General features: G+C 39.0%; 10 protein-coding genes and 1 other annotated feature. Of the genes, 2 read left to right on the plus strand and 8 right to left on the minus strand.

Features of this window, described 5'->3' with window-relative positions; genetic code table 11:
• Nucleotides 1–106: 106 nt before the first annotated feature.
• From B5Y67_RS16625 to B5Y67_RS16635, 3 genes are all read right to left on the minus strand, one after another.
• Nucleotides 107–1,075 carry a LysR family transcriptional regulator gene (locus B5Y67_RS16625; protein ID WP_170932747.1) on the minus strand — a complete coding sequence of 323 codons (969 nt, stop codon included), beginning with the start codon at nt 1,073–1,075 and terminating at the stop codon, nt 107–109.
• A 267-nt stretch (nt 1,076–1,342) separates the two neighbouring features.
• Nucleotides 1,343–1,543, minus strand: coding sequence for a twin-arginine translocase TatA/TatE family subunit (gene tatA, locus B5Y67_RS16630; RefSeq protein WP_088227917.1), 201 nt, complete (start codon nt 1,541–1,543; stop codon nt 1,343–1,345).
• A gap of 180 nt (nt 1,544–1,723) precedes the next feature.
• On the minus strand, nt 1,724–4,015 hold the full coding sequence (locus B5Y67_RS16635) for a PBP1A family penicillin-binding protein (RefSeq protein WP_088227553.1): 2,292 nt from the start codon (nt 4,013–4,015) through the stop codon (nt 1,724–1,726).
• Between the two features lie 387 nt (nt 4,016–4,402).
• On the opposite strand from B5Y67_RS16635, the gene B5Y67_RS16640 reads away from it, so the two are divergent.
• Together B5Y67_RS16640 and B5Y67_RS16645 are read left to right on the plus strand one after the other, a co-directional pair.
• Complete coding sequence (locus tag B5Y67_RS16640; protein ID WP_088227554.1) at nt 4,403–4,873, plus strand: hypothetical protein; 471 nt, start codon at nt 4,403–4,405, stop codon at nt 4,871–4,873.
• A gap of 270 nt (nt 4,874–5,143) precedes the next feature.
• Nucleotides 5,144–5,374: a hypothetical protein gene (locus tag B5Y67_RS16645; RefSeq protein ID WP_088227555.1), complete on the plus strand. Its 231-nt coding sequence runs from the start codon at nt 5,144–5,146 to the stop codon at nt 5,372–5,374.
• A gap of 129 nt (nt 5,375–5,503) precedes the next feature.
• On the opposite strand, the gene B5Y67_RS16650 is transcribed toward B5Y67_RS16645, so the two are convergent.
• From B5Y67_RS16650 to B5Y67_RS16670, 5 genes are all read right to left on the minus strand, one after another.
• Nucleotides 5,504–6,127 carry an HAD-IA family hydrolase gene (locus B5Y67_RS16650; RefSeq protein ID WP_088227556.1) on the minus strand — a complete coding sequence of 208 codons (624 nt, stop codon included), beginning with the start codon at nt 6,125–6,127 and terminating at the stop codon, nt 5,504–5,506.
• 310 nt (nt 6,128–6,437) lie between these two features.
• The gene (locus B5Y67_RS16655; RefSeq protein WP_088227557.1) at nt 6,438–7,628 is read right to left on the minus strand and encodes an alanine--glyoxylate aminotransferase family protein; all 1,191 of its coding nucleotides are present in this window, start codon (nt 7,626–7,628) and stop codon (nt 6,438–6,440) included.
• A 292-nt stretch (nt 7,629–7,920) separates the two neighbouring features.
• Nucleotides 7,921–8,117, minus strand: a binding site (T-box leader).
• 115 nt (nt 8,118–8,232) lie between these two features.
• A complete protein-coding gene (locus tag B5Y67_RS16660; RefSeq protein WP_088227558.1) occupies nt 8,233–11,289 on the minus strand; it encodes an efflux RND transporter permease subunit in 3,057 nt (1,018 codons plus the stop codon).
• Between the two features lie 11 nt (nt 11,290–11,300).
• A complete protein-coding gene (locus B5Y67_RS16665) occupies nt 11,301–12,515 on the minus strand; it encodes an efflux RND transporter periplasmic adaptor subunit (protein WP_088227559.1) in 1,215 nt (404 codons plus the stop codon).
• Nucleotides 12,516–12,601: 86 nt separating this feature from the next.
• Nucleotides 12,602–13,216, minus strand: coding sequence for a TetR/AcrR family transcriptional regulator (locus B5Y67_RS16670; RefSeq protein ID WP_088227560.1), 615 nt, complete (start codon nt 13,214–13,216; stop codon nt 12,602–12,604).
• Between the last annotated feature and the right edge of the window lie 169 nt (nt 13,217–13,385).

Genomic DNA, 13,385 nt, shown 5'->3' on the forward strand with positions numbered 1-13,385 from the left:
CAATGGAGGTTTTTATATCGTAATACGAACTTTTAGCTATGAATCCTCCTTCCACCTACGCTTTCGCTTAGAGGTGGAGGAGTTCTTGTGAGCTATGTTAAAAGCTTTACTTTGAAGCTAACATATCACTTTTTTTCTTATCTTTCTCAAATTCGTAATAATCCTTACTAATAATATCCTCAAGTAGATTATGATCATGAAGCAGATCGATTAAAGCACGCTCTCTTTTAGTCTGAGTAATTTGGGCATTGGTCAAAATACTGAACGGTCTATAAATAGGGCCATTTTCGAATTTTAAGGCCTTGAAATGCTTTTGATCATCGTTGCTGCTGACGGTTAGCTTAGACATAACTGCAATTCCCAGCCCCGCTACAATGACTTCTTTAATCGCTTGTGTGCTTCCTAATTCCATAGTTACATTCAATTGATCGGGATCAAGACCTTTTTCTTTAAGAGCTATTTCCATGACCTTGCGAGTCCCGGAACCTTCTTCTCTTGTCACAAGACGCTCAGATAATAGTTCTTCCAAGGATATCGTATTTCTTAATCCCCAGGGATGGAAAGCCGGTATCACAACAACTAATTCATCTTCCCAAAAATTCTCAACATTTAGGTCCTTATACTGAACAATAGGACCTTCAATGAGTCCAATATGCAGTTTTTTCTCCAAGATATCTTGTGAAATAGTATCCGTATTGGCAATCTTAACTTTGAACTCAACATCAGGATGATGTTGGGACATAAATGCTAAAATTTTAGGTAGAATATATTCCCCAATGGTTAAGGTAGCACCGAGATAAAGCAATTTGCGCTGATCTTTAGCAAGAGCATGTATCTCTTCTCTGGCATGAGAAAGAATGTCCAAAACTCTTACAACATGTGTATAAAAGATTTCACCTTCTTTTGTCAGCGTCACCCCTTTATTTGTGCGGTCAAAAAAACGTGCTCCATATTCATTTTCCAGATTCTGAATCTGCAAAGTGATACTGGGTTGACTCATATGAAGACGCTTGGCCGATAAGGTAATATTATTTGTTTCCGCTACTTCTTTAAACATCTGAAATACTTGTTCGATGATGAGGCATCTCCTTTCCAGTATGTTTAGGTGAACTCGAACATCTAAAGCTGAACATGAAGCTTCGGTGACGAAAGCGTCTAGCCCATAACAAATTCTATCGCGCTGAAGGGATAGACTCTTCCCCCACTGAAGCAAGGTATGGAAATCATTCCACTTGAAGTGGGAGTCTTACGATTGGAAAACAGTCTCGATTATAAAATATCAATAGATTATATGTCACCGCGAATTAGACAGGAAACATGAAAATCTAATTGTTCATTAATTCTATTGTTTATTATTCTGGTTGTTCTGATCATCTTCTTTCTTTTCTGTAGTTTTTCCCTCTGAAGCTTTTTTAAATTCTGCAATTCCTTTACCTAACGATTTACCAATATCCGGTAGTTTTCCAGGGCCAAAAATAACTAAAGCAATTACCAAAAGGATAGCCATTTCCGGAACATCAAAAAAACCGAATGATACCAGCATCATTTTATCCCTCCCTCGTAATCTGCAAAACTTTTGCTTGAAACGAATCAGCTTTGTTTCTATTCTTTAGAATTACCTGGATCTCAAAGATGATTCAAATTTATTTATGGTATTTCATCAAATAAGCTCTGTCCGAAGACAGAGCCTAAAAGTGACCGATTGCGAACAATAGATTCCGTTCTAATAAGGCGCTTCCTGCAATTGCTTCGGCAAAGGTGCGTTAGACGGCAAACGGTAAGGTGCTTCATTAGATGGCCAAGTAATGGCAGGATCCCTATCCGGAAGATATAAGAACACACGCGAGACTTTGTTGGGATCACTGGCCGGGACTATCACTCTCGTATTCTTGGGGTCAACATATTCTTGTACCCAAATAGTACTAACCTGAGTGGGAAAATTCCCCTGTGCGGCTATTTCCGTTTGAATGAACTGCGATGGTGTTAAAGTACTTGGTAAATATCCCGATTTTGTATCAATTTTACCGCTAACAATTCCAGCGGGACGGGTAAACTGTGTCTGTACCGTCTTATCTTGGAGAGCGACGGTCATGACCTTATTCCAAATCTGAGCTGGATAGCTTCCGCCGTAAACTTGACGCAAATAGTGCTGTCCATCGGGATCCGAATCATAACCCATCCACACTACTCCTGCGTAATATGGCGTATAACCGGCAAACCAAGCATCAGGATTACCATTTTTATTACCATAACTTAGCGGCAGAGATGTGGTGCCTGTTTTTCCGGCCACCGCCCAATCCCCCATTTTTGCCGCATAGCCTGTTCCGCTCGTTACGACGCTGCTCAGCATATCACTGATTAAATAAGCGGTGGTTTCTTTCATGACACGTTGTCGAGTTATATCCGGAGTAATAATAGTCTTTCCTGTTGAATCAATCACTTTATCGATAGCATGACTGGTAACACGCTCTCCATTGTTGGCATAAACCCCATAAGCGGAGGCCATATCCAATGTCGAAACGTGACATGTTCCCAGTGCCAAACTTAATACCTTGTCCTGGTCTGTCAGAGGTAAGCCAAGATTATTTCTGGCAAATTGCCAACCAGTATCTATTCCAATTAAACTCAAGAGCTTGACAGCATAAACATTAACGGATTCTTGCAATGCATAGCGCATCGTAATCTGCCCTTTCCAGCCTGAAGTATAAGTGTCATCATCTACAGGACTGTAAGTCTGACCAGCACCTAAATCAAAGGTAACCGGCATATCATCCAAAACTGTCCCGGGATAAAAGCCCCCTTTCTCCAAGGCCGGGCCATAAACAGCTAAAGGTTTAATCGTAGATCCCGGCTGCCGCTTGGCCTGCCAAGCACGATCAAAATTCCCGAATTGATAATCCCGTCCGCCAACCATCGCCACAATATTACCTGTCGATGGTTCGATCATCGTCATAGCCCCCTGGACGAGAGTTTTATCATAACTTTTCGGAAAATTTGCCGGATCATTAAAAGCGTCTTCTGCTGCTGTTTGTATTTTAGGATCAACTGTAGTATAAATCTTTAATCCTCCATTAAAGATTTGATCCTGAGTCAAATTGTATTGGTTTTCCAACTCATTGACAACATAATCTACAAAAGACGGATACTTATAATTTGCTGTTGCATAAACGGCCTTTTGCGGTCCGCCGTATGTTTTAATCATCGTGTCTACATAGGTAAAAGGTTCATTAATGGATTGATTGTATTGTGCATTGTCTATTATTCCGGCATTGCGCATAACGCCAAGGACTATATTGCGTCTGGCCTTAGCAGCATCAGGATGAAAATAGGGATCATAGCCGCTGGATGCTTGGGGCAATCCCGCCAAAAGGGCCACTTGAGCCGGATCAAGCTGACTGACGTCTTTGCCAAAATACGTTTTGGCAGCTGCCTCAATACCATAGGAAGATTCGCCGAGAGGAATTTTATTAAGATAAAATGTAAGGATTTCATCCTTGGTATAGTGGCGTTCAAGTTGTATGGCAATAAGAACTTCTTGAATTTTTCTCGTTAGCGTCTTCGCCGTTGGATCTTGGATGAAGGCATTGCGGGCTAGTTGCTGCGTAATTGTACTAGCCCCTTCTTTGGCGCTTCCTGAAATCAAATCCTGGTATAGTGAACCGACAATTCGAATCGGATCAATCCCGATTTCCTGATAAAAACGTTTGTCTTCGACAGCTACAAAGGTCTTTTTCACGATATCCGGGATTTGGGATGAACTTAAGCTGAGCCTATTCACAGTACTATGTAACTGGGCAATCTCATTTCCATCCTTATCATAAATAATTGAAGACTGCTTCATGTTGTCCAAAACGGAAGGATCCCATTGCGGAAGCTGTGCGGCTGCCTTCCAGACAATAATTCCGCCAATAGCAACAGCTAGAATAAGCATAGTCAAAAGTGAATAAAGGAACACTCGAAGCTTACTGCTTTTTCTTCGTCGTGGTCCGCTATCCTTGCGCGACGTTTTAGCCATATTAAATAACCCCCAACAATTAAATACTAAATAAAGTATAACATACTAAATATCGATAATTAGAATGGTAATAATTGCTTAATCGTCACTTTGGTACATTTTTCATATTCACGGACATCTACTTCTTTCACTTTGATCTAGCCCTCATGCTAGAGGTATAATTATATAAAAATAATTCTCTAAGAAAGGAAGAGAACAATAAATGGCTCATTAAATAGACAGTGAAAACCTGGCATTTGCCTGCCACGTCAACTGTCTATTTTTGTAGGGCCATTTCGTCGTTTAATAAATAATTTGTCTACATTTGGCAATAATCTTAGACAATGAACATTGCATAAATAAAGTTGACCAGTAACATACTATCCTGAAAAATACGGGGGTTGCATTATGCTATCAACATTTTTCTATCCATGTTATATAGTTGCAGCTTTTATAGTTGTACTTTTAACGATCCCTCAAAGGGATTTAAAGAACTACTTTATTTATGGTTTCCTTTTTGGAGGATTTGGTGACGTCGTTGTTGTTGGTTTATTTCAAAATATACTGCATATCATCTGGTTCAAAAATGCTGGCATTTTTAATGTTTTGGGAGAAAATTTACTTTCCCCTCTCAGCTGGATCTTAACAGTCATGATCTTTCTGCGCTTTTTACCTTTAAGAAAGGTATTTCAATATACTTATATTATAGGTTTTGCAGCATTCAGTGTTGGATATGGTTATTTAGTCCACAATGCGGGCTTATTTGATTTTCAGTCCTGGTATTATCCGTTTTTCTCCTATATGACGTTTTTGTTTTGGTGGTCAACGATTACTTGGGTTTTTATTAAAACAAGCTCACTCATAAAGAGCCATGCTTAATAGTAGAAGATTTTTCACTTGTTTAGAATACTTCCAATATTTCTTTTTGAACTCGCTCTGCCATAAATACTTCTATAAACTTTGTGGATAGCCAAATATTACTAAGCGAATAATTTAAAATACAATTAATATTTTTTTAAGGCAGGTAATTCTGAATTATTAGCGAACTCTAATTATTAGGAAGATTATTTTATTTGGAAGATACTCAATAGACAATGACATGAGATGTTGTAAGGTGCCATACATAGTCACAAAAAAGGAGAGAGGATAATGAGCGGAAGGTGTTATACAATTCATAATGACAACAAAAAATTTAATGGTAACGTCAATACCGCCGTAAGAGGAACAACTGCTGCTGTCATCTATTTAAGGACATCGAACAACTATAATGCCAAAGAAGAACACGATGATCGGAAAAAGGCAATAATTTCGGTGAGTATAATATGTACTTTCTTATTCTTCTTGACTACTCTTGTTATGGTTTCAAATATAAATTATTAAACATAAATATGAAGATTGTTAGAAGCCGCTCACAGTAAGCGGCTTCTAACAATCTTCAAAAATAATCATGTATTTAAATGAGGGGCCAAGTTGCTAAGAGAAGGACTATTATAATCTGGCGATTTTCGGTTACTGCAAGTTGATGATTGATAAGATGTCCTCTGGTGAATAAGCGATATAATCCGGCTGTTCACCTTGTAACATCTCCAGCAAATCATATCCCCAGTTTGCCCAGATAATCTTAATGCCCAGCTTTTTACAGGCAATCACATCTCTTATTTCATCTCCGACATAGAGCACTTCAGATGCTTCTAACATTTTGGAGATTAATAATTTCTTAATCACCTTGTCCTTACCTAAGATATTATGGGAATTAATAATAGTTTCAAAAACATTAAGCTGCTTTTCACCCAAATAATCTCGTATGTTACTCTCAGAGTTTGAAGAAACTATCGCTAATTCATATCCCTTTTTCTTCAGCTCAATTAGGATTTCTCTCATGCCCGTAACCAAAGCAATAGTTTCCAATGAATGTTTATACTGTTTAGTAAAATCGGCGGCAAAAAGCGGGAGTTTATAAACTGGCAAATTAAGGGCCTTAAATCGTTCATGGAGAGGAAGCTTTTTAATTGTATCGAAACTCTTGATTTTTTTCACATGATATTTGTCTGCGAGTTGATTGTAAATTTTGATAGATATACTTTGGGAATCAACCAGAGTGCCGTCAAAATCAAACACAAGTAATTTTACCATTGGAATGCTCCTTTTATGTTTTAAAAAGGGTAAAAGAATCTTGTATAGTATATTCACCCTAAAACATAATTTGACAATCCGTAGTTCATTTAGTTTGATCCACTCGTCAGCCTCCCCCTTCTACAAGTGGGAGTTGTTCCCATAGGGGGAGAGTTCATCCTTCAGCGCGATAGCATTTATTATGGGCTTGGCGCTTTCGGCGAAAGTGTCCACAGGACGCTTTCGCCACCGAAGCCCCGATGTTCAGCTTTAGCTGAACGAGTTCACTCAAGAAGGACAAAAGGCGGACATTAAAACATACTTAGAGAAATTAACCAAGAAGAATCTGCTTTTGATTCGTAATAACTCCTTCGGTTTTAAGGATTATATGTTGTGCTGCTCGAACACTTGCACCTAACTCAATATCAACACCCATTTTGAGCAAAGCCATTTCTAAAGTAGATAAGGTCGTAAGAATATCGGTCTCAAATACATTACCCAGATGTCCAACTCGAACCACTCGATTCGCCAATTTTTCCAATCCGCTTGCCAAGGAAACACCATATTCATCGTTCATAACCTTTTGAAGCTTTTTCCCTTCTATTCCCTCAGGCATGCAAACAGCAGTTACAGTTGGAGAAGCCACTTTGTCTTCCGCTAAAAGACGCAAATTAATGGCCTTTGCCCCATCACGAAGGGCGTCTCTCATTCTTCTATGCCGGGCAAAGATGTTTTCCATCCCTTCCTCTTCAAAGCATCTTAGCACTTCCTCTAAACCGTAGAGCAAAGATATTGCCGGTGTATAAGGATTCTGGGATTTAACAAGAAAATTCTTGGCAGTTAATGCATCCCAGTAAAATTTAGGAAGTTTGGAGTGACGATAGGCCTCCCATGCTCGTGCGTTCATCGCCAGAAAACTTAAACCGGGCGGCAGCATGAGTCCTTTCTGAGAACCTGTAACCACGACATCCAAATTCCATTCGTCCATTTTAAGGGGAATTGCTGCCAGAGAACTGACCGCATCTACATAAATTAAGGCCGGATGATTTCCTCGAGCTTTAGAAAGAGCTTTGATATCATGAGTTACGCCTGTTGATGTTTCGTTATGAGTCACTATAATCGCTTTAATCTCATGCTTCCGATCAGCGCTTAAACGTTCAGCTAACCACTCAGGCGAAAGACCTTTTCCCCAAGGAAAGTCCATCTTTTCCACATCTAAACCGAAATTTTTGGCAATCTCCGCGAAATAATCGCCAAATACCCCAGCACTTAAAGCAAGAACCTTATCCCCCGGGGAAAGAGTATTAACCAATGCTGCTTCTAACGCTCCTGTTCCCGACGACGGATACGTTATAACGTCGCCCGAAGTTCCAAATAGTCTTTGAAGTCCTTTGGTTATTCCCCCGAAAAGCTTCTCGTACTCCACACTGCGATGATTTATCATTTGGCGGTGCATAGCCTGAAGAACTCGATCCGGAATAGTAGTTGGTCCAGGAACCATAAACAAATCTTTTCTTAACATTTCAAATCCCCCTAATTCTTTTTTAGACAAAAAAACACTACCCCAACACATGGGGCAGTGTATTTACCGCGGTGCCACCCAAGTTTTTGACTATTTGTTCAGCAATTAGTTCAGCAGCATTTGAGTCTTATTCTTTCGAAGATAAACTTCTCAAGTGAACTCGTTCAGCTTAAGCTGAACATCGGGGCTTCAGATGGGGACTCTACCCCACCGGAAGTTAACGAAGGACCCACCCCCACTTATAGAAGTGGGGACCTTAAAACTCGATAAACCAAAAACTTCTCGTCCCTCTAAGAGGGACGAGAAGTAATTCCCGCGTTGCCACCCTGTTTGCTATAAATAGCCAACTTGATTCCGCTGTATCGGGCGGACCCGTCTCGGTTCTTCACCAGACACTCCAGGACGGAATCTTCTACCCTGTTACTGACTTCCACCAGCCGTCAGCTCTCTAAAAACAGTAATAGTCAACTTTCCCTTCATCGTGTTAACAAAAACGAATTGATATGATTGTATACCCATGCCTTCTAAACGTCAAGTGTTTATCAACAGATTAGTGAATTGTATTCTGTATTCAAACAAGGCTCTTGTTTCATTTTAAAATGGTTTAAAAGTTTGTCATATGTCCTTGAAGAGCCCTTTGCTCTAATTTAGTATTTATCAAAGAATAAATAACTGGTATCACGATAAAGGTCAGGAAGGTCGCTGTCAAGAGTCCAAACATAATCGTTACCGACATCGGGCCAAATAAAGCACTTTTAGATAAGGCAAGAGGTATAAGCCCGGTGATGGTTGCCGTAGAACTTAGTATAATAGGGCGAAATCTTTGACTCACAGCATAAATACAAGCTTCATCAATTGATAGCCCCTCTTCTCTCCCGCCGTTAATATATTCAATAAGCAGGATTGCGTTTCTAATGACTACCCCAATAAGGCTTATGATTCCCATTACAGCTGTTAAGGATAGAGGCATTCTAAAGACCATAAGTCCGATGACAACTCCTATTAGGGACAATGGCAGCGAACACATAATAATTAAAGGCTGGACAAAGGATTTAAATTGAATAAACAATAAGACGTAAATTATTAGGATAGTTAAGGCTCCAGCTACTGCAAGACTGGTAAAGTTCTTTTGGATTTGATTTTTTTCTCCGTCATAGAGAACATTTACGCCATTTAAATCCATTTTAGCAACCTGTTCACTCAAAGCATTTTCTATATTGACCGAATTGTACCCAGTTTTGACATCACTGTATACAGTCACCGTTTTTTCTTTTTTGTAGTGTTTAATTTGATCTAACTCCGGTGTAAGCTTGATGGATGCCACCTGGGCTAAGAGAACTTTATTATCTGCAACACTGGATTTTATTTGCAGATTTTCAAGATCCTGCACAGATGAAATATTGGTTTTTACCAAAATATCATACTCACTGCCGTTTTTCCTGTAAACAGAACTGCTGTAACCGTTCAGGGCGATGTTGATTTGCTGAAGAATGTCTGATTTTAGCAAACCAAGCTGCGAGGCTTTGGCATCATCAATATTGATCTCGTATTCATAGGATTTCTGCGCGGCATCATCTCTCACGTTCATAGTTCCAGGTATATTTAGCATTTTTTGCTGTATCTTTTCGGAAGCAGAATATAGTTTATCTAAATCATCTCCAGTGAGTCTCAAGCGTATGGGTGCTCCTATCGGTTGAGCCTGCTCTAATTGTTTTACAGTCGCTGTGCCTTGACTGAGTTTGCTATCCAACAAACTTTGTAGATGTTCAGCCAGCTCTTGCCTTGTTTGGAACTGCTTGGTTTTATTGAGGTCTATTCTTACCATTATTTGCGCAGTATCTTTGGAAGCTGCAACTGAAGGTAAGGTGATATAAAATTTTGGCATACCTCCGCCTATAGCAGAGGTATATCCTGTCACTTCTTTTTGAGCTTTAAGGACATCCTCAACTTGTTTTACCAGATTAGCGGTACTGTCAATATCTTCAACCTTCTCATTGGAAACATCGATATAGAGGATATTCTTATCGACATAAGGGAAAAACTGCATTCCTAAGGTTTTCATTAGACCAAGAGCCGCTACAAAAATCCCTAAGGCTACGACAACAATCCTCAGCTTATGTTTAAGGCCATAGCTTAAAAGATTACGGAACATTTTACGGATAATACTTTCTTTATCAGCATTTTTACTTTTTCTAAAAAATAGGGAAGACATCGCAGGAGTTACAAGTAAGGCAGAAATATACGAACACGTAACACATATCATAACAACCTGAGGCAAGGCTTTTAGGAATTCTCCAACAGCTCCGGGAATTGTCAGAAGTGGGGCAAAGGCACCAACGATAATCAGAGTGGAAGTGAATACGGGAACAAACAACCTTTTTATTCCCTGAAATGCTGCTTCATTCCCTGATAATCCTTTGTCGATACCTACTTGAATAACATCACCTATTACTATAGCATCGTCAACCAGTATCCCTAAGGCGATAATAAGAGCTGTGGTAGACATTTGCATAACTTTAATCCCCAGGACATACATTACTAAGAAAGACATTGAAATTGATATCGGGATAACTGCAGATACCACCATAGCATTTCTAAGGCTCATACCAATAAGTACTGTGATAATTACAAGAATGATACCTTCTCGAAGATTATCCATAAAGAAAGAAACAGAATCGCTAACGTCTTTCGGTTGAAAAGTAACTTCATCGATGGTCAAATCACTAGGAAGCTGTTTTTTTATAGTGTCTAATTCTTTTCTGACATTATCTCCTACGAGTACAATGTTTTTATTGTCTTGAAAGTATCCTGCAAGCAGTACCGCATTAGCACCGTTATCAGTGAATTTAAGGTCAGAATTATCGTCATAATCCATATAGACCTTGGCAATATCTTTAATTCTTAAAGTTTCCCCAGTAGTCTTTGAAACCCCTATAATTGTATTTTGTATATCCTGTAGTGAGGTAAATGTACCTGGTGTTTCAACCTTTATCTTGCCTGTTTTTAAGTTCAAAGATCCAGAAGGAATATTAATATTTTGAGCTTTAAGTACATTACACAAATCTACCAAGGAAATACCATATTTGTTGATTTGGCTCCAATCCACATCGATCTTTAATTGCTTATCCTGCTTGCCATCGATATCAAACCTGGAAATACCATCGACATTGCTCAATTCTTTTTTAATATCGTCGGCATAATTGCCCAGTTGCTCATAGGAATAGTTTTTACCTGAGATACTTAATATCATCCCGGCTGTTTCTGTAAGATTAGTATCTACTGTACTATCTTGGCACCCATCAGGAAGCTCCGATTTCAAATCGTTAATTTTATCTCGTAAGTCTCTCCAGGCTTTGTCTTTGTCGGCATCATTGTTTAAATAAACGATAACGATAGACGCACTATTTTTCGAGTATGATTCGGCATAATCATAGCCATCAATTTCCTCGACTTTATCTTCAATTTTCTTGGTCACGAGTGTCTCTATATCACTAGGAGAAGCTCCGGGATAGATGGTTGTAATCATGGCGGCCGGCGAGGAAACATCCGGGCTTTCTTGTTTTGGATCAATGTAATAACTATAGAATCCCGCGATGATGACTAAGACTACAAGGAATAAGACAATTTTTTTATTCTCAATGGCTGCTTTAATCAGTCTCATTATAGTTCACCTCACTTCTCGGAAACCTGATAACCCGCTTTAATATTTTTCATCCCTTCAATAACAAGCTGATCTCCAGCTTTTAAACCTTCCACTGAAACTTTATCCTCTTGCGCTTCGCCCAAGGTAATATTTTTTCGAACAGCTCGGCCATTCTCTACAACATAAACATAATCTTCTCCATCATTTAAAATGCTGCTGATGGGAATCAAAATTGATGTTTGTTCGCCTGCATCTATGTACACTTTTACACTTTCACCGATATAAAATTGGTCATTGTCGATAGGATTTAATAGCTTAATTTCTGTACTAAAAGTCCCTGATTGTTGATCGGCCATTTGAACAATATTGTTGATTTCACCATTGACGGTCTTATTATCTATGTTCACTTCTGCTTTAGTACCAACTTTGATTTTCTTGACATCCTTATCTGACAATCCGACGGTAATCACTTGATCATCACTTCTCATTAGAACAACAGGATTTCCGGCAGGCTGCAATTCCCCTTCTTTACAGAGAACATCGACCACATAACCGTCCATGTCCGAAACCATTGAGGCATCCTGTACTAAATTCATTTTGGAATTATAATCAGCGGTTGCTGTATTCAGCTGCGCTAAAAGTGCCTCTTTGTCTTCATCCCTAGTTCCAGCCTGAAGCTGTTGCAAACTCTGCTGCGCGCTGTTCAGAGCGGCCTCGCTGCTGTCGAGTTGTAGTTTTGAACCATCCAAGGTTTGTTTGGAAATCGCCGAATTATTATATAAGGTAACATTTTTATCATACAAATCTTTATAATAATTATAATTATCCTGTGCATTTTTTACCGCAATCTCGGCCTTATTAATATCTTCTTGCTGTGCACCATTAACAGCTTTATTATATTGGGCGGCTGCAGCATCCATTTGGGACTGGGCAGCTTGCATTGCATAATTTAAGTCCGTTTTATCAAGATCAACCAAGGGATCGCCCTTTTTCACATGCTGTCCTTTCGTAACATAAATTTTGGTGATCCTGGCAGAACTTTTAAAGGATAGTTTTCTTACTTCACTTTCGCCGGTAATCCCCTGGTACTCCAAGGAAACTGGATAGCTCTCTTCCCCTGCCTTTAACGTTTTTACGGGATAAGTTTTGATATCAGATTTATTGGTATCGGCATTTCCCCCGCATCCGCTTAAGCTTAAGACAGCAAACAACAATAAAAGAATTAGTGATACCCTTTTTTTCATACTACTCTAATCCCCCTCGAGTCATCTATAAATAATGGCTATCCGTTCCTTGATTCCATTCTTTCTTTAAGTACAAAATTTGTTTCTTACAGTTCATTACTTTGTAATCCGTGTACTAAAACTTTCGAAGCACTTCTGCATAATCGTTCAATTTCCATCGGTATAAGGTCTCCTTCCAGTCTCGTCTGGACAATAAAAAGACCAATTAAAGATTCTACATACATCAAGGAAACTGTAAAAAAGTCATTTTTCCCAAGTGCACCTTCATTATGTAACTTAACTAATTTTCTCTCCAAAATTTCAACGATGGATCTAAACGTGTTTGTAACATTTTTGACGAGCTCTGATCTCTGCTTAGACTCAATTATCGCCACAATCAAAACACCTTTGCTTTGGACAATCCTACCATACAATTCCATTCCAAATTGAAATAACATTTCTTCTAAGGGAATGTCGCTTTCTATGATGCTCTCAAGTTTTGAATTGCTGTGTTTAGTAAGGTCTTTGGTTATCGCTAAGAAAATTCCTTCTTTATTTTTAAAGTGTCTAAAAAGGGTCGCTTCATTGACGTTAGCTTCTTTGGCGATCATTTTCGTTGTCGTACCTTTAAAGCCATGATCCATAAAAAGTTGTTTAGCTGCTTCAATAATTCTAATACTCAGAGCATTATCAGTTAAATTACCTGTCTCAATAGTCTCCAATTGGTAACCACCACCTATCGGGATTATGCGTGCAAGCACTTGCAATTTTATTATACCAAATCAAAGCTCCTCGTGCAAGTAAGTGCTTGCACTCAAATTTGCCTTGATTACCAAGACTTAAGCAAAAGAAAAGAGCAACAGTATTTTGTCTGCTGCTCTCTCAATGATC

Source organism: Desulfosporosinus sp. FKB (assembly GCF_002196705.1).
Taxonomy (GTDB): Bacteria; Bacillota; Desulfitobacteriia; order Desulfitobacteriales; family Desulfitobacteriaceae; genus Desulfosporosinus.

Excerpts from the sequence above, each read along its gene's own strand:
- B5Y67_RS16655 (WP_088227557.1), bottom strand. The coding sequence starts at position 7,628 with ATGTTAAGAAAAGATTTGTTTATGGTTCCTGGACCAACTACTATTCCG.
- B5Y67_RS16635 (WP_088227553.1), bottom strand. The coding sequence starts at position 4,015 with ATGGCTAAAACGTCGCGCAAGGATAGCGGACCACGACGAAGAAAAAGC.
- B5Y67_RS16665 (WP_088227559.1), bottom strand. The coding sequence starts at position 12,515 with ATGAAAAAAAGGGTATCACTAATTCTTTTATTGTTGTTTGCTGTCTTA.
- tatA (WP_088227917.1), bottom strand. The coding sequence starts at position 1,543 with ATGCTGGTATCATTCGGTTTTTTTGATGTTCCGGAAATGGCTATCCTT.
- B5Y67_RS16640 (WP_088227554.1), top strand. The coding sequence starts at position 4,403 with ATGCTATCAACATTTTTCTATCCATGTTATATAGTTGCAGCTTTTATA.
- B5Y67_RS16650 (WP_088227556.1), bottom strand. The coding sequence starts at position 6,127 with ATGGTAAAATTACTTGTGTTTGATTTTGACGGCACTCTGGTTGATTCC.
- B5Y67_RS16645 (WP_088227555.1), top strand. The coding sequence starts at position 5,144 with ATGAGCGGAAGGTGTTATACAATTCATAATGACAACAAAAAATTTAAT.
- B5Y67_RS16660 (WP_088227558.1), bottom strand. The coding sequence starts at position 11,289 with ATGAGACTGATTAAAGCAGCCATTGAGAATAAAAAAATTGTCTTATTC.